Origin of the sequence: Sinorhizobium sp. 6-70 (assembly GCF_030124375.1) — a bacterium.
Classification (GTDB): Bacteria; Pseudomonadota; Alphaproteobacteria; order Rhizobiales; family Rhizobiaceae; genus Sinorhizobium.
Map to the genome: position 1 here is coordinate 100,461 of NZ_JASKLS010000004.1, position 24,902 is coordinate 125,362.

At 62.4% G+C, this 24,902-nt stretch carries 24 protein-coding genes; 14 read left to right on the forward strand and 10 right to left on the reverse strand.

All coding sequences use genetic code 11. From position 1 onward, the window contains the following. Positions 1 to 112: 112 nt before the first annotated feature. The 3 genes from araD1 (at position 113) to araD (ending at position 4,466) form a co-directional block, all read left to right on the forward strand. Positions 113 to 1,108 (forward strand): AraD1 family protein, encoded by a 996-nt coding sequence (gene araD1 / locus QN222_RS10240; protein ID WP_283962272.1) that lies wholly within the window; start codon positions 113 to 115, stop codon positions 1,106 to 1,108. Between the two features lie 72 nt (positions 1,109 to 1,180). Then, the gene (locus QN222_RS10245) at positions 1,181 to 2,614 is read left to right on the forward strand and encodes an aldehyde dehydrogenase family protein (RefSeq protein WP_283962253.1); all 1,434 of its coding nucleotides are present in this window, start codon (positions 1,181 to 1,183) and stop codon (positions 2,612 to 2,614) included. A 106-nt stretch (positions 2,615 to 2,720) separates the two neighbouring features. Further along, positions 2,721 to 4,466 carry an L-arabinonate dehydratase gene (araD, locus tag QN222_RS10250; protein ID WP_283962254.1) on the forward strand — a complete coding sequence of 582 codons (1,746 nt, stop codon included), beginning with the start codon at positions 2,721 to 2,723 and terminating at the stop codon, positions 4,464 to 4,466. 183 nt (positions 4,467 to 4,649) lie between these two features. Here araD and QN222_RS10255 read toward each other — a convergent pair whose 3' ends face one another. From QN222_RS10255 to QN222_RS10265, 3 genes are read right to left on the reverse strand one after another with little or no spacing between them, the layout of a single operon-like run. Then, positions 4,650 to 5,492 (reverse strand): transglutaminase family protein, encoded by an 843-nt coding sequence (locus QN222_RS10255; protein WP_283962255.1) that lies wholly within the window; start codon positions 5,490 to 5,492, stop codon positions 4,650 to 4,652. Between the two features lie 16 nt (positions 5,493 to 5,508). After that, positions 5,509 to 6,450: an alpha-E domain-containing protein gene (locus QN222_RS10260; protein WP_283962256.1), complete on the reverse strand. Its 942-nt coding sequence runs from the start codon at positions 6,448 to 6,450 to the stop codon at positions 5,509 to 5,511. 4 nt (positions 6,451 to 6,454) lie between these two features. Continuing rightward, positions 6,455 to 7,849: a circularly permuted type 2 ATP-grasp protein gene (locus QN222_RS10265; protein WP_283962273.1), complete on the reverse strand. Its 1,395-nt coding sequence runs from the start codon at positions 7,847 to 7,849 to the stop codon at positions 6,455 to 6,457. A 264-nt stretch (positions 7,850 to 8,113) separates the two neighbouring features. On the opposite strand from QN222_RS10265, the gene QN222_RS10270 reads away from it, so the two are divergent. From QN222_RS10270 to QN222_RS10280, 3 genes are all read left to right on the forward strand, one after another. Next, a complete protein-coding gene (locus tag QN222_RS10270) occupies positions 8,114 to 8,575 on the forward strand; it encodes a GyrI-like domain-containing protein (RefSeq protein ID WP_283962257.1) in 462 nt (153 codons plus the stop codon). A gap of 130 nt (positions 8,576 to 8,705) precedes the next feature. Further along, positions 8,706 to 9,629, forward strand: a complete 924-nt coding sequence (locus QN222_RS10275; RefSeq protein ID WP_283962258.1) for a DMT family transporter — start codon at positions 8,706 to 8,708, stop codon at positions 9,627 to 9,629. A 70-nt stretch (positions 9,630 to 9,699) separates the two neighbouring features. Further along, positions 9,700 to 10,257, forward strand: a complete 558-nt coding sequence (locus tag QN222_RS10280; RefSeq protein WP_283962259.1) for a cysteine hydrolase family protein — start codon at positions 9,700 to 9,702, stop codon at positions 10,255 to 10,257. Between the two features lie 77 nt (positions 10,258 to 10,334). On the opposite strand, the gene QN222_RS10285 is transcribed toward QN222_RS10280, so the two are convergent. From QN222_RS10285 to QN222_RS10295, 3 genes are all read right to left on the reverse strand, one after another. After that, positions 10,335 to 11,852, reverse strand: coding sequence for a DEAD/DEAH box helicase (locus QN222_RS10285; RefSeq protein ID WP_283962260.1), 1,518 nt, complete (start codon positions 11,850 to 11,852; stop codon positions 10,335 to 10,337). Between the two features lie 298 nt (positions 11,853 to 12,150). Continuing rightward, positions 12,151 to 13,251 (reverse strand): DNA alkylation repair protein, encoded by a 1,101-nt coding sequence (locus QN222_RS10290; RefSeq protein ID WP_283962261.1) that lies wholly within the window; start codon positions 13,249 to 13,251, stop codon positions 12,151 to 12,153. Between the two features lie 22 nt (positions 13,252 to 13,273). Next, positions 13,274 to 13,573: a hypothetical protein gene (locus QN222_RS10295; protein ID WP_283962262.1), complete on the reverse strand. Its 300-nt coding sequence runs from the start codon at positions 13,571 to 13,573 to the stop codon at positions 13,274 to 13,276. An 82-nt stretch (positions 13,574 to 13,655) separates the two neighbouring features. On the opposite strand from QN222_RS10295, the gene QN222_RS10300 reads away from it, so the two are divergent. Both QN222_RS10300 and QN222_RS10305 read left to right on the forward strand, forming a co-directional pair. After that, positions 13,656 to 14,330: a YafY family protein gene (locus QN222_RS10300; RefSeq protein WP_283962263.1), complete on the forward strand. Its 675-nt coding sequence runs from the start codon at positions 13,656 to 13,658 to the stop codon at positions 14,328 to 14,330. A gap of 119 nt (positions 14,331 to 14,449) precedes the next feature. Then, positions 14,450 to 14,899 carry a host attachment protein gene (locus QN222_RS10305; protein ID WP_283962264.1) on the forward strand — a complete coding sequence of 150 codons (450 nt, stop codon included), beginning with the start codon at positions 14,450 to 14,452 and terminating at the stop codon, positions 14,897 to 14,899. A gap of 24 nt (positions 14,900 to 14,923) precedes the next feature. Here QN222_RS10305 and QN222_RS10310 read toward each other — a convergent pair whose 3' ends face one another. Then, positions 14,924 to 16,504: a trimethylamine methyltransferase family protein gene (locus QN222_RS10310; protein WP_283962265.1), complete on the reverse strand. Its 1,581-nt coding sequence runs from the start codon at positions 16,502 to 16,504 to the stop codon at positions 14,924 to 14,926. Between the two features lie 212 nt (positions 16,505 to 16,716). Then, complete coding sequence (mnmD, locus tag QN222_RS10315; protein ID WP_283962266.1) at positions 16,717 to 17,436, reverse strand: tRNA (5-methylaminomethyl-2-thiouridine)(34)-methyltransferase MnmD; 720 nt, start codon at positions 17,434 to 17,436, stop codon at positions 16,717 to 16,719. A gap of 123 nt (positions 17,437 to 17,559) precedes the next feature. On the opposite strand from mnmD, the gene QN222_RS10320 reads away from it, so the two are divergent. Beyond that, positions 17,560 to 18,696 (forward strand): FAD-binding oxidoreductase, encoded by a 1,137-nt coding sequence (locus QN222_RS10320; protein WP_284005408.1) that lies wholly within the window; start codon positions 17,560 to 17,562, stop codon positions 18,694 to 18,696. Between the two features lie 42 nt (positions 18,697 to 18,738). On the opposite strand, the gene QN222_RS10325 is transcribed toward QN222_RS10320, so the two are convergent. Next, positions 18,739 to 20,016: a glycosyltransferase family 2 protein gene (locus QN222_RS10325; protein WP_284005410.1), complete on the reverse strand. Its 1,278-nt coding sequence runs from the start codon at positions 20,014 to 20,016 to the stop codon at positions 18,739 to 18,741. Positions 20,017 to 20,269: 253 nt separating this feature from the next. On the opposite strand from QN222_RS10325, the gene QN222_RS10330 reads away from it, so the two are divergent. The 5 genes from QN222_RS10330 (at position 20,270) to uraH (ending at position 23,526) form a co-directional block, all read left to right on the forward strand. Beyond that, entirely contained in the window at positions 20,270 to 21,070 is an 801-nt protein-coding gene (locus QN222_RS10330; RefSeq protein WP_283961678.1) for a DUF1045 domain-containing protein, read from the forward strand. An 80-nt stretch (positions 21,071 to 21,150) separates the two neighbouring features. Beyond that, positions 21,151 to 22,080, forward strand: coding sequence for an allantoinase PuuE (puuE, locus tag QN222_RS10335; RefSeq protein ID WP_283961677.1), 930 nt, complete (start codon positions 21,151 to 21,153; stop codon positions 22,078 to 22,080). Then, positions 22,080 to 22,583 carry a 2-oxo-4-hydroxy-4-carboxy-5-ureidoimidazoline decarboxylase gene (gene uraD / locus QN222_RS10340; RefSeq protein ID WP_283961676.1) on the forward strand — a complete coding sequence of 168 codons (504 nt, stop codon included), beginning with the start codon at positions 22,080 to 22,082 and terminating at the stop codon, positions 22,581 to 22,583. The genes puuE and uraD overlap by 1 nt, the downstream gene beginning before the upstream one ends. 69 nt (positions 22,584 to 22,652) lie before the next feature. Beyond that, positions 22,653 to 23,150 (forward strand): ureidoglycolate lyase, encoded by a 498-nt coding sequence (locus QN222_RS10345; RefSeq protein ID WP_283961675.1) that lies wholly within the window; start codon positions 22,653 to 22,655, stop codon positions 23,148 to 23,150. Positions 23,151 to 23,163: 13 nt separating this feature from the next. Next, complete coding sequence (uraH, locus tag QN222_RS10350; protein ID WP_283961674.1) at positions 23,164 to 23,526, forward strand: hydroxyisourate hydrolase; 363 nt, start codon at positions 23,164 to 23,166, stop codon at positions 23,524 to 23,526. Positions 23,527 to 23,582: 56 nt separating this feature from the next. Here uraH and QN222_RS10355 read toward each other — a convergent pair whose 3' ends face one another. Beyond that, entirely contained in the window at positions 23,583 to 24,719 is a 1,137-nt protein-coding gene (locus QN222_RS10355; protein WP_283961673.1) for an alpha-hydroxy acid oxidase, read from the reverse strand. Positions 24,720 to 24,902: the final 183 nt, after the last annotated feature.

Here is a 24,902-nt window from a genome sequence, read left to right on the forward strand (position 1 = left end):
GCGGCCCTTCTGGCTGCTGTAGATGGGTGGTGCGAGCCACCCTCAGGGCGGTGCATTGCCTTTCCTCAAGGAAGGGCTGGCCGAAGCCAACTCGACTAGGAAGGACAGGAACGTGCTGATTTCTCAGGTCAGGAAGCAAGACGGATCGGTTGCAGTCGTCGTACGGACGCCGGGCGAAACGGCCCGCGTCGTCAGGGGAGCGGAAAGCGTCTACGCATTGGCGATGGAAGCGGCCAACGGCGGCAAGAGCCTCAAGGCGGTCATCGATGCCAAGGGTCTCGGCGAAACGATCGATCTCGAAGAGGCCTATGCCGAAGGGCGACTGCTGCCGCCGATCACGCATCCCGATCCTGGCCACCTGCATCTCACCGGAACCGGTTTGACCCATCTCGGCTCGGCGGCAACGCGCGATGCGATGCACAAGAAGACGGCCGAGGCAGCGGAAGAGACGCTGACCGATTCGATGAAGATGTTCCGCATGGGGCTCGAGGGCGGCAAGCCGAAGCCCGGTGAAAAGGGCGTCCAGCCGGAATGGTTCTACAAGGGCAATGGCACGTCGGCGGTCGCGCCCGGCCAGGCCCTTGTTTCCCCGGCCTTTGCGGAAGATGGCGGCGAGGAGCCGGAAATGGCCGGCATCTATGTCATCTCCGACAAGGGCGTGCCTTATCGCCTCGGCTTTGCCGTCGCCAACGAGTTTTCCGATCACAAGACCGAGCGGGTCAACTATCTCTGGCTCGCTCATTCGAAGCTGCGCCAGGCGAGCTTCGGGCCGGAAATTCGCATCGGTGCGGCGCCTGACGACATTCGCGGCACCTCGCGCATTCTGCGCGGCGGCAAGGCGCTGTGGGAAAAGCCGTTTCTTTCCGGCGAAGCCAACATGTCGCACAGCTTCGCCAACCTCGAATATCACCATTTCAAGTACGGTCTCTTCCGTGTGCCGGGCGACGTGCATGTGCATATGTTCGGCACGGCGACGCTCTCCTTCGGCGACGGCATCCGCACGGAGGAGGGCGACATATTCGAGATCGAGGCCGGAGAATTCGGCCTGCCGCTGCGCAATCCGCTGACGATTGCCGCAGAGGAAGAGATCGACATACGCCAACTCTGATTACTGCCACGGCAGCGGGGCCGCGACCGGCGGCCAGTTGTTGCGTCAAGAAGACAAGGAGGCTTAAGGCCCATGACACTTCACCAGAACCTGATCGCCGGCGAATGGGTCGGTACCGACGGTGTTGCCAACGTCAATCCGTCGAACACCAACGATGTCATCGGCGACTATGCCCGCGCCAGCGCCGATGATGCGAAGGCCGCGATCGCGGCGGCAAAGGCGGCCTTTCCGGCCTGGTCGCGTTCCGGCATCCTCGAGCGCCATGCGATCCTGAAGAAGACCGCCGACGAGATCATCGCCCGCAAGGACGAACTCGGGCGGCTCTTGTCGCGCGAGGAGGGCAAGACGCTCGCCGAGGGCATCGGCGAGACCGTGCGGGCCGGCCAGATCTTCGAGTTCTTCGCCGGCGAAGCCCTGCGGCTGGCCGGCGAGGTCATCCCGTCGGTCCGGCCGGGGATCGGCATCGAGATCACCCGCGAGCCGGTCGGCGTCGTCGGCATCATCACCCCGTGGAATTTTCCGATCGCCATTCCTGCCTGGAAGGTCGCCCCGGCACTTTGCTACGGCAACACCGTCGTCTTCAAGCCGGCCGAACTGGTGCCGGGCTGCTCCTGGGCGATCGTCGACATTCTTCACCGCGCCGGCCTGCCGAAGGGCGTGTTGAACCTCGTCATGGGCAAGGGCTCGGTCGTCGGCCAGGCGATGCTCGACAGCCCCGACGTCCAGGCGATCACCTTCACCGGTTCCGTCGGCACCGGCAAACGTGTGGCCGCCGCCTCCGTCGAACACAACCGGAAATTCCAGCTGGAGATGGGCGGCAAGAACCCGTTCGTCGTGCTCGACGATGCCGATCTTTCGGTCGCCGTCGAGGCCGCCGTCAATTCCGCCTTCTTCTCGACCGGCCAGCGCTGCACGGCCTCGTCGCGCCTCATCGTCACCGAAGGCATCCACGACAGGTTCGTCGCGGCGATGGGCGAGCGGATGAAAGGCCTTGTCATCGACGACGCGCTGAAGGCCGGCACCCATATCGGCCCGGTCGTCGATCAAGGCCAGCTGAACCAGGACACCGACTACATCGCCATCGGACAGCAGGAAGGCGCCAAGCTCGCCTTCGGCGGCGAGGTTATCTCGCGCGACACGCCCGGCTTCTATCTTGAGCCGGCGCTGTTCACCGACGCGACCAATCAGATGCGGATCTCCCGCGAGGAGATCTTCGGTCCGGTCGCGGCGGTGATCCGGGTGAAGGATTACGACGAGGCGCTGGCGGTTGCCAACGACACGCCGTTCGGGCTTTCGTCGGGCATCGCCACCACCAGCCTCAAGCACGCGACGCATTTCAAGCGCAATGCCGAGGCCGGCATGGTGATGGTCAACCTGCCGACCGCCGGCGTCGATTTCCACGTGCCCTTCGGCGGCCGCAAGGGCTCGTCCTATGGCTCGCGCGAACAAGGCAAATACGCCGCCGAATTCTACACAACCGTCAAGACAGCCTACACGCTGGCTTGAAGAGTTTAGAGCGGGATGCGGGCGGAAAGCCGCGCACACTTTTCCACATCCCGCTCTCAAGCCTACCTGATTTCGCCCGCTGCGATGCGGGGTTAAAGAGGAAACGATGAAGAAGAAAGCTGAGTGGCCGCGCAAACTCCGTTCACAGGAATGGTTCGGCGGTACGGGCAAGAATGCCATCATGCATCGCTCCTGGATGAAGAACCAGGGGCTACCCGCCGATACCTTCGATGGCCGGCCGATCATCGGCATCTGCAATACCTGGTCCGAGCTCACGCCCTGCAACGCGCATCTGCGTGACCTTGCCGAGCGGGTGAAGCGCGGCGTCTACGAGGCGGGTGGCTTCCCGGTGGAATTCCCGGTCTTCTCGACGGGCGAAAGCACGCTGAGGCCGACGGCGATGATGTTCCGCAACCTCGCGGCCATGGACGTCGAGGAATCGATCCGCGGCAATCCGGTCGATGGCGTCGTGCTGCTCGGTGGCTGTGACAAGACCACGCCCAGCCTCCTGATGGGGGCGGCGAGCGTCGACATTCCGGCAATCGTCGTCTCCGGTGGACCGATGCTCAACGGCAAGTGGCGGGGCAAGGACGTCGGTTCCGGCACCGCGGTCTGGCAGTTTTCCGAAATGGTCAAGTCCGGCGAGATGACGCTGGAAGAATTCATGGACGCCGAACAGGGCATGGCCCGTTCGGCCGGAAGCTGTATGACCATGGGCACGGCCTCGACCATGGCGTCGATGGCCGAAGCGCTCGGCATGACGCTCTCCGGCAACGCCGCCATTCCCGCCGTCGATGCACGTCGCCGGGTAATTTCGCAGCTCACCGGTCGCCGCATCGTCGAGATGGTCAAGGAAGACCTGAAGCCTTCCGACATCCTCACCAAGCAGGCATTCGAAAACGCCATCCGCGTCAATGGCGCGGTCGGCGGCTCCACCAACGCGGTCCTGCACCTGCTCGCGCTTGCCGGCCGCATCGGCGTCGATCTTTCGCTCGACGACTGGGATCGGCTCGGCCGCGACGTGCCGACGATCGTCAACCTGCAGCCGTCGGGCAAGTACCTAATGGAGGAGTTCTATTACGCCGGCGGCCTGCCGGTCGTCATCAAGGCTGTGGCCGAGATGGGGCTTCTGCACAACGACGCCATCACGGTCAGCGGCGACACGATCTGGAACGACGTCAAGGGCGTCGTCAACTACAACGAAGACGTGATCCTGCCGCGCGAGAAGGCGCTGACGAAGTCCGGCGGCATCGCCGTTCTGCGTGGTAACCTCGCCCCGAGGGGCGCCGTGCTGAAGCCTTCGGCCGCATCGCCGCACCTGATGCAGCACAAGGGTCGCGCCGTCGTCTTCGAAAGCATCGAGGACTATCACGCGCGCATCAACCGTGAAGATCTCGACATCGACGAGAACTGCATCATGGTGCTGAAATATTGCGGTCCCAAGGGCTATCCGGGCATGGCCGAGGTCGGCAACATGGGCCTGCCGCCCAAGGTGCTGAAGAAGGGCATCACCGACATGATCCGCATCTCCGACGCGCGCATGTCGGGCACGGCTTACGGCACCGTCATCCTCCATACCGCCCCGGAAGCGGCCGAAGGAGGACCTTTGGCGCTCGTCCAGAACGGCGACCTGATCGAAGTCGACATCCCGAACCGCACGCTGCACCTCGACGTTTCGGATGAGGAGCTTGCCCGCCGCCGTATGGCCTGGGTATCGCCGGTCGAGCCGCTCAAGGGCGGCTACGGCGGGCTCTACATCAAGACGGTCATGCAGGCCGATACCGGCGCCGACCTCGACTTCCTCGTGGGTGCGCGCGGCGATCGCATCCCGATGGACCGCGACAGCCATTGATTGGGGTTGGCGAGCGGCCGTTGCCCCCCGCATTTGCCCCTCACCTAACCCTCTCCCCGTAAGGACGGGGAGGGGGGCTGAGCCGGCGCCGCGAGCCCCTTCGCCCCGCATGCGGGGAGAAGGTGGCCGGCAGGCCGGATGAGGGGCAAGCGCGGGCGTCATTACCCGAAAATGCCTCGCCATCTACTGACTCTGGCTTTGGCTCTGCTCGCCTTGGCTTTGCTTCTGCCCTTGCCGCTCAACCGTCACGGCCACCTTGAGTATCTCGCTGGCGGCGCCGTGCACCAGCCCGGAAATCGGCGCGGCATCGCGGTAGCAGAGGCCGGATGCGATGCGGACATAGCGGTCGTCCGGGCAGATCTTGTTGGCGGCGTCGAAGCCGACCCAGCCGAGGCCGGCGATATGGATTTCGGCCCAGGCGTGGCTCGCCGTCTGTTCCGGATGGCCTTCCATCATCAGGTAGCCGGAAAGATAGCGGGCAGGAAGGCCAAGGGTGCGGGCGGCGGAAATCAGGATATGGGCGTGATCCTGGCAGACGCCCTTGCCGCGCTCCAGTGCTTCTTCTGCTGTGGTCTCGGTCTGCGTGTCGCCGGGCTTGTATTCGACCGTTTCGTGGATGAGCGCCATCAGCGAATGCACGCGCTCGAGGTCGGTATCGCCTTCGGCCGATTTCGCCAGATCGCGGATCAGCTTTCCCGCTTTGCTGAGCGGCGTTTCGCGCGCATAGAGCCATAGCGGCACGAAGGAGTGATGCGGGCCGAAGACGCCGGCGCGATCCTCCGTCTCCACCTCACCGATCGCGACAATCCGTATGGCTTGGCGGTCTCCCTCGACGCTGACGAGATGTGTGCGATTGCCGAAGTGGTCGTCGTAGGACACCTCGACGGCCGCGCCCTCGACGCGGGTCTCCCAGTTCAGGACCGTTTGGCCCACCTGTGTCGTTGGTGTCAGCCGCAACCGCTGCAGGGCATACGGCACCGGTTCATCGTAGTGATATTCGGTCGTGTGGCTGATTTTCAGGTGCATGTTCTTCTCCTGAAGCTCAGTGATAGAACCGATAGCCGTCAGAGATTTCCTGGCCCAGACGGTTGTTGTCGCTGATGAACTCCTCGAGATATTCGTGCAGCCCCTGATCCATGATGTCGTTCATCGAACGGCTGCGGAGCGCCGTAAGGGTCTGCTCGGCGGTCTCGTGCGCCGCATGCGTCTCGCCGTATTCACGCGCGAGATAGCCGAGATTGCTGACGATCTTTTCGTAGCAATAGGCGAGCGACCGTGGCATGCGTCCGTTCGAGATCAGGAAGTCGGCGATGTTCGCCGGCCTGAGCTCGGCGTCGTAGACCCAGCCATAGGCGCGATGGGCGGAGACGGAGCGCAGGATAGATTCCCATTGCACGTTGTCCATCGACGAGCCGACGGCGGCGACGGCTGGCAGCAGCACGTAATATTTCACGTCGAGAATACGCGCCGTATTGTCCGCCCGTTCGATGAAGGTTCCGATGCGCGAGAAGTTGAAGATCTCGTTCCTCAGCATCGTGCCATGGAAGGCGCCGCGGATGAGACCGGCGCGGCGCTTGATCGTGTCGATGATCTCGGGCAGGTCGGCGGGCCGCGCCTTCTTCGCCAGCATCGCCTTCATCTCGATCCAGCATTCGTTGGTCGCTTCCCAGGTCTCGCGCGTTAGCGCCGTGCGAACCATGCGGGCATTGTGGCGGCCCGCCTCGATGCAGGACATGACGCTCGAGGGATTGGCGCGATCGCGAAGCAGGAAGTCGATGGCATCGCTGCTCGTCAGCGTCTCGTGCACCTCGTCATAGAGCTCGCGCACCCCGGCGCTCTGCAGCACCCCATCCCAGTCGTCCTCGGTCGCTTCGCTGCGGGTCAGCGACATGCGCAGGCCCGCATCGATCAGGCGGGCGCTGTTCTCCGCGCGCTCGATATAGCGGAACATCCAGTAGAGGCCGTTCGCAGTTCTTCCCAGCATCGCGTCAGTCCTCCAGTACCCAGGTGTCCTTGGTGCCGCCGCCCTGGCTGGAATTGACCACCAGGGAGCCGGCTTTCAGCGCGACGCGGGTCAAGCCGCCGGGAATGATCTGCACCTTGTCGGAGACGAGGACGTAGGGACGCAGGTCGACATGGCGAGGAGCGATGCCCTTGTTGACGAGGATCGGAACGGTGGACAGCGACAACGTCGGCTGGGCGATGTAGTTGCCGGGGCGTGCCTTCAGCTTTTCGGCGAAGGCGGTCCGTTCTTTCTTGGTTGCCGTCGGGCCGACGAGCATGCCGTAGCCGCCGGAACCGTGGACTTCCTTGATTACCAGTTCCTCGATGTGTTCGAGCACGTATTTGAGGCTCTGCGGCTCCGAGCAGCGCCAGGTCGGAACGTTCTCGAGCAGGGGCTTGCGGCCGGTATAGAACTCCACGATCTCGGGCATATAGGAATAGATCGCCTTGTCGTCGGAAATACCGGTGCCGGGCGCATTGGCGATGGTGATGTTGCCGGCCCGGTAGACGTCCATGATGCCGGGAATGCCGAGGGCGGAATCGGCGCGGAAGGTGAGGGGGTCGAGGAAATCGTCGTCGACGCGGCGGTAGAGCACGTCGATCGCTTCGTAGCCGCGCGTCGTGCGCATCTTCACCTTGCCGTCGATGACACGAAGATCCGAGCCTTCGACCAGTTCGACGCCCATCATGTCCGCAAGGAAGGCGTGCTCGTAGAAGGCGGAGTTGTAGATACCGGGGGTCAGCACGGCGACACGCGGCTTGCCGCTGCAGCCGGGCGGCGCCAGCGACGCGAGGCTCTGGCGAAGCAGGTACGGATAGTTCTCGACCGGCCGCACGCGGTTCTGGTGAAAGAGTTCCGGGAACATCTGCATCATGGTTTCCCGGTTTTCCAGCATGTAGCTGACACCGGACGGCGTGCGGGCGTTGTCCTCGAGCACGTAGAACTGGTCTTCGCCGGTGCGCACGATGTCGGTGCCGACGATGTGCGTGTAGACACCGCCCGGCGGCCTGAAGCCGATCATCTGCGGCAGGAAGGCATCGTTTTTCTCGATCAGCTCGCGCGGGATGCGACCGGCGCGAACGATCTCCTGCTTGTGGTAGATGTCGTCGAGGAAGGCGTTAAGCGCGATCACCCGCTGTTCGATGCCTTGCGCCAGCTTGCGCCATTCTCGGCCGGAAATGATGCGGGGAATAAGGTCGAAGGGAATGAGCTTTTCGGAGGAGTCTGCGTGTCCGTAGACCGCGAAGGTGATGCCCGTCTTGCGGAAGATGTTCTCAGCTTCTTTTGATTTCGCGATGAGCCGATTTCTGTCCTGGCTGGCATACCATTCATTGTAGGTCGAATATGGCTGGCGCGGACTGCTGTCCGCATTCATCATTTCGTCAAATGCCAAAGGCGTGGTCCCCTTATTTTTGACCATTTGAGTACAATGGTTGATGCAATGCAAGAAGCGTGCACATTCGCGGATCGAGAATTTTTGGGCGGCCTCCAAAGTCTTTCGGGACGCGGCTGCCGCGGTCGCGAGCGGCCGAAATCCGTCGCAGCGGGCGGCCAGCTCCCGGGCGACTTCTGCATGTGCATTGGGAAATCGGCAGGTGCTTGAAATTTGAGCATTCGGCGGGAGGCTATGGGAGGAAGTGAGATGGCGATAACGTTCGAAATCGTGGAGCGCCCGACGCAAGAGATCACGGGTCACCTCTGGGAAGGCACATTCGTCGAGGCGGCCGACGGGGCCGTTCGCCGCCTGATCGCCGAGACGCAGGAGCATCGTCGGCGTGCTTATCCCGAAGATCATTCGACCCTGATCGGTCTCTCATGGAATGATCGGTCGGACGGCTTCCGTTATCTCGTCGGCTATGTGGGTGCTGACGGCCGAACCTTCACCCAGCCGCAACATGTGGAACTGCCGGCCATGCGTTTGGTAACGATGATCCATCGTCCCGAGAGCTCGGATGTCTTCGTGGATTACGGCAAGATGTTCGACTGGATCGCCGCCGAGGGGCACGTCGTCGATACGACCCATTTCCACTATCGTGAGGAATACGAGGCCGGGTTCGTTTCACCCGCGACCTCGTCGCTCAGGCTTATGGTTCCGATTCGCTGATGGTGAGCATCAGAAAAATTGCTTTGACCGATTGCCGCATGCGCTTTATCCGCGGGCGTGCTCGTACCAGCCCGCGACCTCCGGCAGCCGACTAATTCCGCCGCGGTCGTGCTCAGCCATGGAAAAACCGATGACGCTTGCCCGTTTGGCCCCGGCCATCTTCGTCCTGCTCTGGTCCACCGGCTGGGTCGTCGCCAAATATGCGGCGTTTTTCGCCGATCCGCTGACCTTTCTCGTGCTGCGTTATACCTTTGCGATCCTGCTCTTCATCGGCTTCTGCGTCGTGACTGGCGCTCGCTGGCCGCGCTCCTGGACGACGATCGGTCATGCTATCGTGTCGGGGATGTTTCTCCATGGGCTCTATCTGGGCGCCGTGTGGTGGGCGATCGGGCAGGGTGTGCCGGCAGCGATTTCCGGCATCATCGCCGGGCTGCAGCCATTGATGACCGCAGCCGTCGCGCCGCTCCTGATCAACGAAAACCTGACCCGGCAGCAGCGAACCGGGCTGGTGCTCGGGTTTTTCGGCATTGCGCTCGCGGTGCTGCCGAAAATGGTGGCGATCGATACCGCCGCGACGCCGATCCAGATCCTGCCCGTCGTCGTCAACGTGCTTGGCATGGCGGCCGTCACCTACGGTACGCTCTACCAGAAACGGCATCTTCAAAATGGAGACATCCGTGCCATCGCGACGCTGCAATATGCAGGCGCGCTGATCGTCACCGTTCCTCTCGCGCTCGCGCTCGAGGATCTGCACGTCACCTGGAACCTGCAGCTTGTCGGCGCGCTGGCCTGGTCGGTGCTTGGCCTGTCGATGGGTGCGATCGCGCTGTTGCTCTATCTCATCCGTCGCGGACAGGTGTCGCGGGCTGCCTCGCTGATCTATCTGGTGCCGCCACTTGCAGCCGTTCAGGCGGCGCTCTTCTTCGGCGAAGCCCTGACCCTGCCGATGATCGTCGGCACCATCATCGCCGTGACGGGGGTCTATCTCACCAACCGGAAGGCCGCTCGCCCGGCGCCGTCCGGCGACGCGGCCCGCAGCGCTGCCGCCAGGTAGATCGCTGGCGCCGAAGCATTGCCGCCGTCGATAGCTGAAACAGCGGGTACTCTCGGAGCTTGCAAATCAAATGACCAAAGCATTGCTGATAATCGACGTCCAAAACGCCATTCTTTCGGGAAAGGGCACGCCGGAGCGGCAGCCGCGCATCGATGCAGCGCTAGAGGAGACCGTCGCACGGCTCAGCACCCTTCAGGTTAAGGCGCGAGCTGCTGGCGTTCCGGTTGTGTTGGTCCAGCATGACGGCGACAAGGATCATCGATTGGCCGTGGGGACATATGGTTGGGCCATCCGCGACGAAATCGCGCCCAGGGAGAACGACGTGGTCGTTCACAAGAAGAGTTGTGACTCGTTCTTTGAGACCGATCTTGCGGAGCGCCTCGCGGAACGGTCCGTGACGCATCTGATCGTCGGCGGATGCATGTCGCAATTCTGTGTCGACACGACGGTAAGGCGGGCCGTTACGCTCGGATATGATGTGACGCTTGTTGCCGATGGCCACCTGACGGCGGACTCGGGAAGCCTGCTGTTTCCCGAGATCGTGGCGCATCACAATGAGACGCTCGATGGATTCGATGCCGGCGGAGCCAAAGTGAGTGTTTGCCCCACCGCCGAAATTGCCTTCTGACAAAGGCCTCAGCATAACGCGCGATCGCAGAGGTTCCGCGATCGCGCTTGGCATTTTTGCGCTACGCCGCGTAGGCGTCAGCCCTGGCGAACACCATTGTCGGTACGACGATTTCCGCGGCCGCTTTCATGGCGGTTGCCGGGCTGTCCGTCACGCTGGCGTCGGCCCTCGTGCTTCGATGCCGGACGGCCGTGGTGCTTGCGACCCTCGTGATTGCGGTTGCCTTCCGACCGGCCGTCCTGATGGCCGTGGCCCGGCTGGCGCTGATCGCGGCGGTCGTGCTTCTGCGGACGCCGTTCGTCGCGCAGCAGATCGTCCCCGGCAAAGCTCGACGGGGCTGCCGCCGGTTCGCGCGCCGGACGCTCGCGATGCGGACGCCCTTCCTGTCGATGGCCGCCGCCGTTGCCATGACGCTGGCCGTTGCCGCGACCGCCGCGTCCCTTGGACGGACGCGCCTGGTCGGCCGGTGCCTCGCCGCTGGCGATGGCGATCTGGATGCCCATCAGCTTCTCGATGTCACGAAGCAGCCGGATTTCGTCCGGAGTGCAGAAGGCGATGGCGATGCCGTCGCGGCCGTTGCGGGCCGTGCGGCCGATGCGGTGGACGTAGGCGTCCGGGACCTCCGGCAGGTCGTAGTTGTAGACATGCGTGACGCCCGGAATGTCGATGCCGCGGGCGGCGACATCGGTTGCAACGAGCACCCGGATTTCACCATCGCGGAAGGCTTTCAGCGCACGCTCACGCTGGCCCTGGCTCTTGTTGCCATGGATCGACGCGGCCTTGAAGCCGACGTGGTCCAGATGCTTCATCAGCTTCTCAGCGCCGTGCTTGGTGCGGCTGAAGATGAGCGAAAGGCCGTCGGGATTGTCGGAAAGCGACTGCTTGAGGATCGAGGTCTTCAAGTCCTTGCCGGGAACGAAGTGGACGTATTGCTCGACCTTGTCGGCGGCCTTGCCCGGAGGCGTGACCGCGACCTTGACCGGATCGGTCAAATACTCGCCGGCAAGCTCGGCAATCAGCTTCGGCATGGTTGCAGAGAAAAGCAGTGTCTGACGGTTCTTCGGCACCAGCTTAGAGATCTTGCGCAGGTCGTGGATGAAGCCGAGGTCGAGCATCTGGTCGGCCTCGTCCAGGACGAGATAGCGAGCCTGGGTCAACGTCACCGCCTTGCGAGCGACGAGGTCGAGCAGGCGGCCGGGGGTCGCGACGAGAATGTCGACGCCGCGGGCGAGCTGCTCGGTCTGCTTGTTGATCGAGACGCCACCGACGACGACGCCGATCTTGAGCGGGCTCTTCTTGACGAAGAGCTTCAGATTGGCGGCGATCTGGTTGACGAGTTCGCGGGTGGGAGCAAGCACGAGAGCGCGGATGTTGCGCGGATCGGGGCGCTTGCCGTCGGCAACGAGCTTTTCGATCATCGGCAGGCCAAAAGCAGCGGTCTTGCCGGTGCCGGTCTGTGCAAGGCCGATGAGGTCACGGCCGCTCAAGACCAGCGGAATGGCTTGGGCCTGGATAGGCGTCGGTTTTTCGAAACCGTTGGCGGAGAGTGTTGCCAGAATATGCTCGGAAAGACCGAGCTCTTTAAAAGTGGACAATGCGTATACCTTTAGGGCGCGCCAAATGCTCTCGCCGGAACCGCAGGATGCAATTCCGGTGTCGTCTGGCGTCAAGAACCCCGCGTGAATTGGGAACTTGTGGGTTAAAGAAAAATCGTCATGCGCCTGTGCTGCCGCATATCGCGGCGAATATTTGCGCTTTCCCTTCTTCACGACTTGGGAGTGGTTGCCGAGGGCGCGCTCACGCGGCGGCCGGAAGGTGACGCCGCTCCATGTCGTTGTTTTGACCGGAAAAGTCAAGATCTATCTTTTTGCAAGTGCGAAGGGACGCTCCGATTCAGTCGATCACGAGCTCGAAATCGGCTCCAGCCACCGGTTGACCGTTGATCAGAACGACGACCTTGTGCGCGCCGGCATAGTAGCGCCGCGTCGTGATCGGTCGGATCGCGTGGAGCTTCTCGATTTCGAAGGCGGCACCCGGTTCGAGCGTCATTGTCGTCCACTTGAACACTTTCGGCGACGTCGTGCCGTTCGCCTTCCGGTGATGCACGGCATAGTCGATCATGACTTTTTGCTCCGCCGCGCCGGAATTCTGTATTTCGAGGCCGAAGCGAAGATGCTCGCCAAGGCGCACAAGCGGCGTGCCCAGCGTCAGGCTGGCATCGATGCCTGACAATGCACCGAAACCGAAGTTGGCGAGTGCCTCCGCATGCCCCTGCTTCATGAGCGTACGGCAGGCGTGGCGGAGCAACCTCAGGCGTTCCGGCGAGGCGCCGTCGACATGCGCGGCCACGAACCGTGCGACGAGATCCGGGTGATCCTTGGCGATGTCGTTGAGGCTGTTCGCGACGGAGCGGCGCACGTAATCTTCGGGGTCGTCGATCAGCGCGACGAGGATCGGAAGGATCGGCTGCGGATCGCGGATCAGCTCTGGCAGCCGCATGGCCCAAGGCAGACGCGGCCGCGTGCCTTCACTCGCGAGCCGCCGGACGTGATGATTGTTGTCGCTCGTCCAACTGGAGATTGTTGCCAGCGCTCGTTGCTGGTCCCGATGGATGAAACCGCGGATGCCGAATTCCGCGGTGAAATGCGGAGTCAGGCGGCGCAGCAGCGAGAGCGAGAGTTCGAAATCGTCAAGGCCGCGGGTTGCGATGAACTGGTTCACCGGAAGAAGTGCCCAGCCGCTCAGCCCCGGTGCGTCGTCTCTCGGCAGCGCCCGCTGCAGGATCTCGGCGGCGGCAGGGAAATCTTCCGGCAGCGTCTGAAGGAGCGCGTCGCGGATTTGCAGCGATCGCTGCATCAGTTCGAGTGAATCAAGGTCGCGGGTTGCGAGCGCAATGAAGCGCTCGCGGTCGAATGCACCCGCATCCCGGTTGAGATGCGTGGCGATCTCCAGGACGATTCCCGGATGCAGCAAGTTCTTGAGTGGTTCAGCCATAGGTCAGCGCCGTCTTCTCCGCTCAGATCTGCCGTTCGGTGACGAAGTGCTGCATTAGCCTTACCCGTGTGATCGCCGCCATGTACGGCGTAAATTCCGGGTCGTTCAGCACCCGCTGGCCGGCGGCCTCGGCGGCATCGAGTGTTTCCCACTCGACCAGGTCAGCGAGCAGATCGGTCGTTTCGCAGGCAGTCACGGCACGCCAGGAGACGAAACCGGGATAGCGGGACACGGCCTGCATGGCGCGGCCGCGAGCGACGAGTGCTGCCTTCTTGTCTCGCACGGTGCAGAGTGCCAGTTCGAGTACACGTTGGGCCATCATCGTTGCCTCCTTTCAACACAGCTTGACTTAACCACACTCCAACTGCCAGCCTTATGGCCATAGTGTTTTGGGAGGTGAGATCATGCGGCCCGCCGATCGGTTGTTTCGCATCATTCAACTCATGCGTGCCTCTGGCAAGGCAATGACGGCGCGGGAAATTGCCGAAAGGATGGAAGTAGCGCCGCGCACGATCTACCGCGACATGGAGCACCTGATGGCCTCGGGAGCGCCGATCGATGGCGAACGTGGCGTGGGTTACCTGCTGCGGGAGGCCTTTGACGCGCCGCCGCTCACCTTCACCTTCGAGCAACTGGAGGCAATCGCATTTGGCGCTCGCGCCGTTCAGATGCTTGGGGACAGGCATCTGGCGCAGGCCGCGCGCGAGGCCATAGAGAAGATCGGACATGGACTGCCACCGGATCACGCAAAAAGGTTGAGAGAAGCACCGTTGAGGGCCTTCCGCTCAGCAATGCAGCCCGATCCGCCCCGGCTGCTCGGCGAAATACGCCAGGCGATTGCGACCAGACGGAAGCTGCACGTGACGTACGAAAGCCTTGCAGAACTAACGTCGGAGCGTACAATTTGGCCGCTCGGCCTTAGCGTTTTCGGGCACAACTGGCTGCTCACGGGTTGGTGCGAATTGCGCCAGGACTTCCGTGATTTTCGGGTTGATAGGATCAATTCGCTCAAGATCGAGCGGGAGCAATACGAGCCAACACCGGAGCGCAGCTTCGACGCCTACCTTGCCCGAATGTAGTCCGGTCGCGCGCACTGCGTGTGAAAGATTTCGGCAGAAGGGAACTTGAAACGGCTTCGGTCGTTCTGCCCTGATGACCTTCACCGACCTATCTGCCATCGAACACGGGGGAGAAAATAGTGCGGAACCGGATTTGGATACTGGCAGCCGACGGAAACACGGCGCGCATCGTCAAGGACGTCAACTTGCTGAAGGATGGACGCCAGCAACCGGAAGTGGAGACGTACGAAATCGAAACCAAACGTGCTCAGGACATCATGGCCGACAAACCCGGCCGCAGCCACACGTCGGTCGGCCATGGCCGTTCGGCGATGGAATACAGCAGCGATCCGGTTCGCGAGGAGCAGCACCGCTTTGCCATGGAGATCGCCGGGAAGCTCGACCACTATGCGCTTGAACACGCCTTCGAGAACCTTGTGATCTGCGCTGCACCCAAGACGCTGGGTGACCTCAGGAAGCTGCTTTCGCATCAGGTCAAGGAAAGGACCCTTGCGGAGATCGATCGCAACTGCGTCGCCGTGCCCACGGACCAACTGATAGCAACGGTCCGCTCAGTGGTGTTTCCGTAGCGCAAACATGCTCCAGGCGTTCCGTCAGAAATCCGTCGGCACGCCGCCTTCCGCTTTGCGCCTGGCGACGAAAGCGTCGAGTTCTTCTTCTATCGCCGGGTCGAGCGGCGGGCGCTCATATTCGTTGAGCTTCTGCTTGAAGACACGGTTGGCATGATCGTAGGTGGTCGGTCGGCCCGCCTCGGTCCAGGTCTCGAAATTCCGCCAATCGGAAAGGATCGGCGAGTAGAAAGCCGTTTCGTAGCGCTGAAGCGTGTGCATCGTGCCGAAATAATGTCCGCCGGGACCGACGTCCCGCACCGCATCGAGACCGAGTGCATCTTCGCTGACATCGAGCGGCTGGAGAAATTCAGCCACCATCTGCAGCATGTCGACATCAAGGATGAACTTCTCGAAGGAAGCCGTCAGGCCGCCCTCGGTCCAACCGGCCGCGTGCATGACGAAATTACCGCCGCCCTGGGTCAGCGCCCACAGCGAAAGCGCCGACTCATAGGCGGCCTGCGCGTCGAGCGTGTTTGCGGCGTTGGTATTGGATGTGCGGTAGGGAATGTTGTACTTGCGTGCGAGTTGGCCGCCGGCGATGACGGCCTTCATGTATTCCGGCGTGCCGAAGGCCGGTGCGCCGGTCTTCATGTCGACATTCGAGGTGAAGCCGCCATACATCACCGGTGCACCCTTGCGCACCATCTGGGTAAAGGCAATGCCGCAAAGCGCCTCGGCGTTCTGCTGTACCAGAGCACCGGCGATGGTGACCGGCGCCATGGCGCCGGCAAGCGTGAAGGGCGTGACGACGACCACCTGGTTGCGGGACGACATTTCGATGATGCCCTGAAGCATCGGCCCGTCTAGGCGAAGCGGCGAAGACGTATTGATGATCGTGAAGAGCGACGGTTCCCGCTCCATCTGCTCCATCGAGATACCGCGGCCGATGCGCGCGATTTCGATGCCGTCGGTGTTGCGCTGGCGACCGAGCGAATATACGTGAAACACCTTGTCGGTCAGCTTCACCATGTCCGAGAGGCAATCCAGGTGACGGGTCGAGGCATGGAGGTCGACCGGTTCGACCGGGTAGCCGCCGGTGGTGTGGACGATGTCGTAAGACTGCGCCAGCTTCGCCAGTTTGCGGAAATCCTCCTGGTTGCCAGTGCGCCTGCCGCCCTCACGATCGGCAACGAAAGGCGCGCTGGCGATCTGCGCGAAGACGAGGTTGTTGCCTCCGATCTCGACGTTTCTCGCCGGATTGCGCGCGTGCATGGTGAAACCGGCGGGAGCCGAGGCGATCATCTCCATGATCAGGCCGCGGTCGAAGCGGACGCGATCGGTGCCCGCTGTTACGGCCGCGCCGGCCGCTTTCATGCGATCGCGCGCCTCCGGCAGGATAATGTCCATGCCGATTTCTTCGAGGATCGTCAGGGAAGCGTCATGTATCGCTTCGAGTGCGTCCTCCGAGAGGACTGTCGACTTCGCCAGCGTGTTGACGAGGTTTAGGTATCTCGCCGCCACCGGCTTTCGTGACCGTTCCGCACCCCGCCCGCCTGGTCGGCGCCGCCGCTCCAGCGGTGACGTTTCGCCTGCTGCAGCGTCCCGGAATTGATTGTCGGTCATGAAAGATCCACCCTCGCGTTTCCGAAGGATCTCTGTCGCAGATTTTGACGTGTCATGCCCCGCCGTTTGCGACAGTTCACTTCGTGCAGTGTAGCAGAGGTTGAAAAAGCGCCGTCGCAATTGCCAGCGCGGACAGCGCCGCGCGTTTTATCAGACGCGCATTGCTGCATTTTTTTATCCTTAAATCGCAGAAACTTAAGGAAACAGAGGGATCAGGGCTTGTCGCCGCGCAGCATCTCGCGTTTGCCGGCGAAACCTGGGCGCCGCTCGACGACGAACCCGGCCGCCTCGAGATTCCGTCGGACGAAGCCGGCGGCGGCATAGGTCGCGAAGGTGCCGCCCGACGCGGCCTTGTCGAACACCAGTTGCATCAATTCCCACGACCACATGTCCGGGTTGCGCGATGGCGCAAAACCGTCGAGATACCACGCGTCGAATGTGTGCTCCGACGCGCCGAGGCTTGCAAGCGCAGGCCCACACACCACCGTCAACCGAGCCTCGTCCGTGAACTCGAGATCGACGTGGCCTTCCGGTGTTTCCGGCCAGCTTGCGACAAGCGCCTGTCTTTCCTCGGAAATTTCCGGCCAATGTGAGAGCGCCCGGTCGATATCGGCCGCCATCATTGGGAAACGCTCGAAGGAGATGAAGTGCAGCCGGCCCGCCGCCGTCCGCGTCCTTTTCCATTGCCGCCAGGTTTCGCAGAAATTGAGGCCCGTGCCGAAGCCGAGCTCGCCTATCACGAAGCTTTTTACCGTCTGCCAGCGTTGCGGCAGCCTGTTGCCGGAGAGGAAGACATGGCCGCATTCAAGCCGGCCGTCGGTGCGGCAATAAAAGTGATCGCCAAACTCCGTCGAGTAGGGCATATCGCCCTCGTGCCATTCAAGGCTTTGCCGCGATGGCGGATGGCTCTGGCGGAGATCAGTTGCTGTCATGGCGGTGTTCATCTTCCGACCCTAAGAAAATGTGCCAGGGTCGTTGTAGCACTTTGAGACGCTGCATAATTCTGTCCTTCGATCGATCTCGATCTAGGGAATTATGCCGTAGAAGGTCAATCGATGAGTGAACTCTTGATCGTTGGTGGCGGTATCATGGGGCTGTGGGCCGCCGTGATGGCAGGCCGGGCCGGCGTCGCCACATGCCTTGTCGAGCGCAGGCGCATCGGCGCGGGCGCGAGCGGAGGCCTGCTCGGAGCACTGATGCCGCATATACCCGACCGGTGGAATGCAAAGAAGCAATTCCAGTTCGATGCGCTGGTCGCGCTCGAAGACGAGATCGCCGAACTGCAGCAAGCGACCGGACTATCGGCCGATTATCGCCGCTGCGGCCGGGTCATGCCGCTTGGCAAACCGCATCTGCGAGAGATCGCTCTCGGCCACGAGCAGGACGCGGTGCGGCATTGGATTTCCGGTGACCGCCGGTTCCATTGGCATGTCCGAGATGCGGGCACCGGCAACGCGTGGCCGGCGGCGGAGGCGGCGCCATTCGGCATTAGCCACGACACGCTCGCCGCGAGAGTGGCGCCGCGGCGCCTGGTGCAGGTGCTCAAGGCCGCGCTCGCGCAATTCGCCCATGTCCAGGTCGAAGAGGGTGCCGAGGTTTCGTCGCTCGATCCTCAACGCGGGCGGCTCTCGCTCTCGGACGGAAGGGTGTTCCACTTCGGCCATTGCATTCTCTCCGCCGGGGTCGAAAGCTTTGGCCTGATCGATCGCCTGGCGCATCCGGCACAGGCGCCGAGCGGCAGCGCCGTTAAGGGGCAGGCAGCATTGCTTAGCGCCGACATCGATCCGGCCTCGCCGATCATCTTCACCGACGGACTCTACATCGTTGCACACGAAGATGGTCATGTGGCGATCGGCAGCACCAGCGAGAATCGCTTCGACGAGCCGCATTCGACGGACGGTCAACTGGACGTGCTCATCCGGCGAGCTGAAGCAATGGCACCGGCGTTGCGCGGCGCACAAGTGATCGAGCGTTGGGCCGGGCTACGCCCGAAAGCGACCGGGCGCGGGCCCATCGTCGGACGCCATCCCGATTACAACAATCTGTCCGTGCTGAGTGGCGGCTTCAAAGTCAGTTTCGGTTTGGCACATGCCCTGGCGCGCTTCGTGATCGACGACATCATCGGGCGGCCGACCATCGATCTTCCCGAGTCGTTTGCGTGCGCGCATCACATCGCGGCGCTGCGGCAGTAAGACCGCGGCCGGCCAGACGGGCGCCCCCACATGATAGAGCGCTTAGCCCATTGCCCGCCGTATGGTTTTTGACATGAGAGACAGGAAAGCCGGGCGGGACGATGCCACGAGCTTCCAGGAGAGCACCGACGTCGCCAACTGCCGCGGAAGCACCCCCACTGCAAGGAACCAGGCCGCTTCGACGGCACGCCTTCGGATAGAGTAATTCATGGCAAGACTGGCGGTTGCACCGGCGGCCGCCAGGCGCAGCCGCGAGTCATCTCTGACCGGGTGCCGCGCCTCCTCGATGCACAAGGACGCAAGTCGCTCTTCGAGGTGGGTCGGGTCACGCAGGGCGATCCCCGGCTGCAGCTGCGATCCGGTGGCCGCCGCCTCAGCGGAGAGGGCTTCGAGGCGGCGGAAATCATGTTGCATGCGCCAGCGTGCCCGTTCGGCCAGTTTTTCGGCAAACAGCGAATGATTGGAACCATGCATGCGATACGCCCCGAGGCAATCGTCAGTAGCCTGAACCTGTCCATGCAGCGGTGCCACAGTTGCGAGATAGCCGTCGGCGCCTTGCCGGAATTTTCCCTCCGGCATCGGCATCACCGCTTCCAGGGCCGAACGGGCGAAGGCGAGGCCACTGGTGACCGTCGTCTGATAACGACCGCGATGAAACAGTTTTGGCGTCACGTCGCCCGTATCGAAGGGCTGCTCCGGCGGCGGGAAGACATCCATTACCTTTTCTCGTTGATCGACGAGATGGAGCCTGAACTGAAATTGAGCGGTCGAGGCGTCCCATGCATTGACGACCTCGGATACGGCAGTCGGATAGAGATAGTCGTCGGCGTCCAGAAAGAACACGATGTCGCCGGAGCTCGCGGCGAAACCGGTGTTAAAGGCCGCCGCGTGTCCGCCGTTTTCCGGACGCAGGCAGGCGCGGATCCTGTCGCCGTACTGTCGAATGATGCCTGGCGATTCATCGGAAGAGGCATCGTCGACAACGATAACCTCGGTATGCGGGTGATCTTGAGCCAACGCGCTGTCGATACAGCGCCCGAGAAAGTGCGCGTAGTTATAGTTGGTGATGATGATGGATACAGAAGTTTGGTCCAGCAAAGCCTGCCCTCGCTCTGATCCCCGCTTGTCGCTTCGGTACTCATGCCGAGTGTGAGTGGTCGGTCGCCGGCATCTCGTCTGGAGACGATAAGGCATTCGCCCGCCAAACAGGCGGCCGGTACCAACCTTTAAAGGAAACCGCGGGTAGATTTCCTCCGGCGCAGCGGTGCTCGAAACGGCAGGTTGCTGCCTTGCACCGTTGCGCGATCTTCGACGCTTCAAGGGAAGCGCTGCGGCGTAGTAACTGCACTTATTGTGTTGACAATAGGGCCTTGGCGGATCGGTGGACGGAATGTCGACCAGCCTTGGCAGGAGTGGACGCCGCGTGTTTCCATGTCCATCTTGCTTCGCATGAGGCGTTTCAGTCGCTTTTAAACGATCGATTTTTTGGCGCGGTTCTCAGCCGCCAACTTCGTTAATCTGTCACGCAAATCACCTAATAGGCGGCCATCCACGGACTTCCGGAGCATGCGCCATGCGTTACGCCATTTGTTTCACCACGCCTATGGGGGACCCGCTGTCGGCAGTGGCCGCCAGCTGGCTTGGGCGGAACGTTTATTCGGATGAGCCGACGGAACTGCCTTCTGTTGCCGGATTGAGCGTTTCGGAGATCGCCTTCCATACGGCAGCACCCCGCCGCTTCGGCTTTCATGCCATGATCATGGCCCCGTTCTGCCTCAACCCAGCCGCGGACGAGGCCGATCTGCTGAAGGCGCTGATGCATTTCGCCAGCGCCGAAACGCCTTTCGACATCGCGCGGATGGAGGTTGCCCGGTTCAGTCAGTGCTGGGGCCTAGTGCCGCAGGTGCCGAGCCATGAAATGCACCTGCTCGCCGCTCGTGTCGTGCAGACATTCGACAGGTTTCGCGCGCCGATAAGCGAGGACGAGATCGAACGGTGCGATCCGGACCGGCTGACGGCGCCGCAATTCAGCAACCTTCATCGCTGGGGCGATCCCTATGTGATGGACGAGTATCGCTTTCACATGAAGCTGACGGGCGCCTTGAATCCGGAAACCGCCCGGCGCATGGAAGCGCCCCTCAGGGAGCTTTTCGAGCCGCATCTTGAAAGGCCGCTGGCGATCGGCAGCCTTGCGCTCTTCATCGAGCAGGATCCGGGCGCGCCGATGCGGGTTCATTCTCAGCATCCGCTTGGCAAGATTTCCGCCCGGTTGCACGGCGGCACGGCGAAACGGCTGGCCGTCGACAACCTGGCCGAGGGTCGCGTCGCCAGACCGATCCCCTTCATCATGGCCTCCTTGCTGGCGGGCCGCTAGGCGGCACTCGCAAACCTCAAATTCATCTCGACAATCCGGTCCGCAGTGCTACCGTTCCGGAAAAATCGAAGGGTGATTTGATGGCAGGGACCTCCTATCCGCGCGATCTCATAGGCTATGGGCGGACGCCGCCGCAGGTGCGCTGGCCGGGTGACGCGCACATCGCCGTCCAATTCGTCCTGAACTACGAGGAGGGAGGCGAAAGCTGCATTCTCGATGGCGATCCGGCGTCCGAATGCCTGCTGTCGGAGATCGTCGGCGCGCAGCCCTGGCCGGGCCAGCGCAATCTCAACATGGAATCGATCTATGAATATGGCGCCCGTGCCGGCTTCTGGCGGCTGTGGCGCATGTTCACGAGCCGCGGCGTCACGCTTACGGTCTATGCCGTAACGCTTGCGATGGCACGCAATCCGGAGGCGGTCGCGGCGATGAAGGAGGCGGGCTGGGAGATTGCCAGCCACGGGCTGCGCTGGCTCGAATACAAGGATTTCCCGGAAGAGGCGGAACGCGAGCATATCCGCGAGGTCGTTCGCCTGCATACGGAGCTGACGGGCGAGCGGCCGCTCGGCATCTATCAGGGCAAGCCCTCGGTCAACACGCTGAAGCTCGTGCTGGAAGAGGGCGGCTTTCTCTATTCCTGCGATTCCTATGCGGACGAGCTTCCCTACTGGGTTCCTGGATTGGCCCCCGACAAACCGCATCTCATCATTCCCTACACGCTCGACGCCAACGACATGCGTTTTGCGACCAATCAGGGGTTCAATTCCGGCGACCAGTTCTTCGCCTACCTCAAAGACACGTTCGACGTGCTCTATGCGGAGGGCAGGGAAGGCAGCCCGAAGATGATGAACATTGGCCTCCATTGCCGCCTCGTCGGTCGCCCCGGCCGCGCGGCCGCGCTGGCCCGCTTCATCGATTACGTCATGTCCCATGACAAGGTGTGGATACCGCGCCGCATCGACATTGCGCGCCATTGGTATGATCACCACAAACCGGAAGGTGTGCGCTGATGTCTGACAGGGAGGCCTTCGTCGATCGCTTCGGCGGTGTCTTCGAGCATTCACCATGGGTCGCTGAGCGCGCCTACGACCGCGCCGCTTCCGCCGGGTTGACGGCTGGCAACGTCCATTCTGCGCTTTGCTGCGCCTTTCGCGCGGCGTCGCCCGCCGAACGCCTCGCTGTCCTCAAAGCCCATCCGGATCTCGCCGGCAAGCTTGCAATCGCCGGCAAGCTGACCGCCGACTCCCGGGCGGAGCAGGCGTCCGCGGGACTCGACCGCCTTTCACCCGAGGAGCATCAGCGGTTCACTGCACTCAACAAGGTTTATACGAAGAAGTTCGGCTTCCCCTTCATCATTGCGGTCAAGGGGCTGATGAAGGACGACATTCTCGCCGCTTTCGAAAGGCGGATTGACAATTCGGCGGAAGAAGAATTTGAAACCGCCTGCGCGCAGGTGGAGCAGATCGCCCGGCTGCGCCTCAGATCCATGCTGCCCGGAGACGAAAATGTCTGAGAGTGCCGTTCGTGACTTGTCCGCCTTGGCGTCGTGCCACGCACCCTTGTGCTGCGGAGCCGAAGCCTGATGCCGCGCCTGCTTTCGATCGAGCCCCTGACCAAGGAGGCTTTCGCCACTTTCGGCAGCGTCATTGAAGCGGACCCGGCCTCGATGCGCTTCATCAATGGCGGCAACACCGAACGGTTTCACGCCCTTGCGCGCGCCGATGTCACGGGCGAGGGTGCCGGCGTCATCATCAACATCTTTCGCGGTCAGCCGCGCGCCTTTCCCTATGCCATCACGATGATGGAGCGCCATCCGTTCGGCAGCCAGAGTTTTTCGCCGCTCGATGATAGGCCGTGGCTCGCAGTGGTGGCCGAGGATGAAGGCGGGCGCCCGGGCAGGCCTCGGGTGTTCCTGGCGAGCGGACGACAGGGGGTCAATTATGGCCGCAACGTCTGGCATCACCCGCTGATGTCGGTCGAAGCGGCGAGCGATTTCATCGTCGTCGATCGCGAAGGACCGGGCAACAACCTGGAAGAGTTCTTCTACGACGAGCCCTTCGTCATCCCCGTTCCCTTCTGAAGGAAATGAAGCGATGAGCAACGCTGGGAGACTTACGACCCATGTCCTCGATACCGCGCTCGGCAAACCGGCCGAGGGCCTTAGAATCGATCTCTATTGGCTGGAGGGCGAAGAGCGGCAATTAATCCGCACGGTCCACACGAACAGCGACGGGCGCGTCGACGGACCGATGGTCGAAGGTGTGGCCTTCATGGCGGGCAATTACGAGCTGGTCTTTCATGCCGGCGACTATCTCCGGGCAACGGGCGTCGTGCTTCCGAAGCCGGCCTTCCTCGACCTCGTCCCCTTGCGCTTCGGGATCGCCGATCCAGGAAGCCACTATCACGTGCCGCTGCTGCTCTCGCCCTACGGCTATTCCACCTATCGCGGAAGCTGAGCCGATAATTATCGCGGGACGCGGGCGGAAAACCGCGCACACTTTCCTCCCCCGCTCTATTCCGTAAGAATGTCGCGGCTGACGTCGGTGATGCTGCGCTTGCCGCAGAGTGCCATGGTGATGTCCATCTCCTTGCGGATGATGTCGAGCGCGAGCGTCACGCCCTCCTTGCCCATGGCGCCAAGGCCGTAGAGGAAGGGGCGGCCGATGAACGTCCCTTTCGCACCGAGCGCGATCGCCTTCAGCACATCCTGGCCCGAGCGGATGCCGCCATCGAGATGGACTTCGATCTGGTGTCCGACGGCATCGACGATGCGTGGCAGCATGCTGATCGACGAGGGCGCTCCGTCAAGCTGGCGGCCGCCGTGGTTCGAAACGACGATCGCGTCGGCACCGGTTTTGGCGGCCATCTTCGCATCCTCGGGATCGAGGATCCCCTTGAGGATCAGCGGGCCGCCCCAGCGCTCCTTGATCCATTCGACGTCCTTCCAGGAAAGCTGCGGATCGAACTGCTCGTTGGTCCAGGCGCCGAGCGACGAAAGATCGGTGACGCTTTTGGCGTGACCGACGATGTTGCGGAAGGTGCGGCGGTTGGTGCCGAGCATCTTCATGCACCAGCCGGGCCGGGTTGCCATCTGCCAGAGGTGCTTCGGCGTCATGCGCGGCGGCGCGGAAAGGCCATTGCGCAGGTCCTTGTGGCGCTGGCCGAGGATCTGCAGATCGAGTGTCAGCACCAGCGCCGAGCATTTCGCCGCCTTCGCCCGGTCGATGAGGTTGAGCACAAATTCCCGCTCGCGCATCACATAAAGCTGGAACCAGAAGGGCTTGGTGGTGACCGAGGCGACATCCTCGATGGAGCAGATGCTCATGGTCGAAAGCGTGAAGGGTACCCCGAAAGCTTCCGCGGCCTGTGCCGCCAGCATTTCTCCGTCGGCATGCTGCATGCCGGTAAGGCCTGTCGGCGCAAGGGCGACCGGCATCGACACCTTCTGGCCGATCATCGTCGTTTCCAGGGAGCGGTTGCTCATGTCGACCAGCACCCGCTGACGCAACTTGATCTTCGAAAAATCCTCCTCGTTGGCGCGATAGGTTCCCTCCGTCCAGGCGCCGCTGTCGGCATAGTCGAAGAAGAGTTTTGGAACACGCCGCTTGGCAAGCGCCTTGAGGTCGCGGATTTCGAGGATTTGCGTCATGGGAACGGCCTCATCGATGGATGACGACTGCATGTTCCCTCAAGTCGGGACGACTTAAGGGCAAGTCATGCAGCAACTCAAAGTGCTACGGCGACCTTCGTGCGTCTTCTAAGACGCAAGGCGCTGTAGGGGCCATTATCACGATTTGGGAAGACGCGTAATAGCTGTTGGGAGAGAGAGGTC

Excerpts from the sequence above, each read along its gene's own strand:
- QN222_RS10295 (WP_283962262.1), bottom strand. The coding sequence starts at position 13,573 with ATGATGGCCCAACGTGTACTCGAACTGGCACTCTGCACCGTGCGAGAC.
- QN222_RS10270 (WP_283962257.1), top strand. The coding sequence starts at position 8,114 with ATGGCGATAACGTTCGAAATCGTGGAGCGCCCGACGCAAGAGATCACG.
- mnmD (WP_283962266.1), bottom strand. The coding sequence starts at position 17,436 with ATGACAGCAACTGATCTCCGCCAGAGCCATCCGCCATCGCGGCAAAGC.
- araD (WP_283962254.1), top strand. The coding sequence starts at position 2,721 with ATGAAGAAGAAAGCTGAGTGGCCGCGCAAACTCCGTTCACAGGAATGG.
- QN222_RS10260 (WP_283962256.1), bottom strand. The coding sequence starts at position 6,450 with ATGCTGGGAAGAACTGCGAACGGCCTCTACTGGATGTTCCGCTATATC.
- QN222_RS10310 (WP_283962265.1), bottom strand. The coding sequence starts at position 16,504 with ATGACCGACAATCAATTCCGGGACGCTGCAGCAGGCGAAACGTCACCG.
- uraD (WP_283961676.1), top strand. The coding sequence starts at position 22,080 with ATGTCTGACAGGGAGGCCTTCGTCGATCGCTTCGGCGGTGTCTTCGAG.
- QN222_RS10255 (WP_283962255.1), bottom strand. The coding sequence starts at position 5,492 with ATGCACCTGAAAATCAGCCACACGACCGAATATCACTACGATGAACCG.
- QN222_RS10345 (WP_283961675.1), top strand. The coding sequence starts at position 22,653 with ATGCCGCGCCTGCTTTCGATCGAGCCCCTGACCAAGGAGGCTTTCGCC.
- QN222_RS10265 (WP_283962273.1), bottom strand. The coding sequence starts at position 7,849 with ATGATGAATGCGGACAGCAGTCCGCGCCAGCCATATTCGACCTACAAT.
- QN222_RS10355 (WP_283961673.1), bottom strand. The coding sequence starts at position 24,719 with ATGACGCAAATCCTCGAAATCCGCGACCTCAAGGCGCTTGCCAAGCGG.
- QN222_RS10280 (WP_283962259.1), top strand. The coding sequence starts at position 9,700 with ATGACCAAAGCATTGCTGATAATCGACGTCCAAAACGCCATTCTTTCG.
- QN222_RS10320 (WP_284005408.1), top strand. The coding sequence starts at position 17,560 with ATGAGTGAACTCTTGATCGTTGGTGGCGGTATCATGGGGCTGTGGGCC.
- QN222_RS10275 (WP_283962258.1), top strand. The coding sequence starts at position 8,706 with ATGACGCTTGCCCGTTTGGCCCCGGCCATCTTCGTCCTGCTCTGGTCC.
- QN222_RS10330 (WP_283961678.1), top strand. The coding sequence starts at position 20,270 with ATGCGTTACGCCATTTGTTTCACCACGCCTATGGGGGACCCGCTGTCG.
- uraH (WP_283961674.1), top strand. The coding sequence starts at position 23,164 with ATGAGCAACGCTGGGAGACTTACGACCCATGTCCTCGATACCGCGCTC.
- QN222_RS10300 (WP_283962263.1), top strand. The coding sequence starts at position 13,656 with ATGCGGCCCGCCGATCGGTTGTTTCGCATCATTCAACTCATGCGTGCC.
- puuE (WP_283961677.1), top strand. The coding sequence starts at position 21,151 with ATGGCAGGGACCTCCTATCCGCGCGATCTCATAGGCTATGGGCGGACG.
- QN222_RS10290 (WP_283962261.1), bottom strand. The coding sequence starts at position 13,251 with ATGGCTGAACCACTCAAGAACTTGCTGCATCCGGGAATCGTCCTGGAG.
- QN222_RS10245 (WP_283962253.1), top strand. The coding sequence starts at position 1,181 with ATGACACTTCACCAGAACCTGATCGCCGGCGAATGGGTCGGTACCGAC.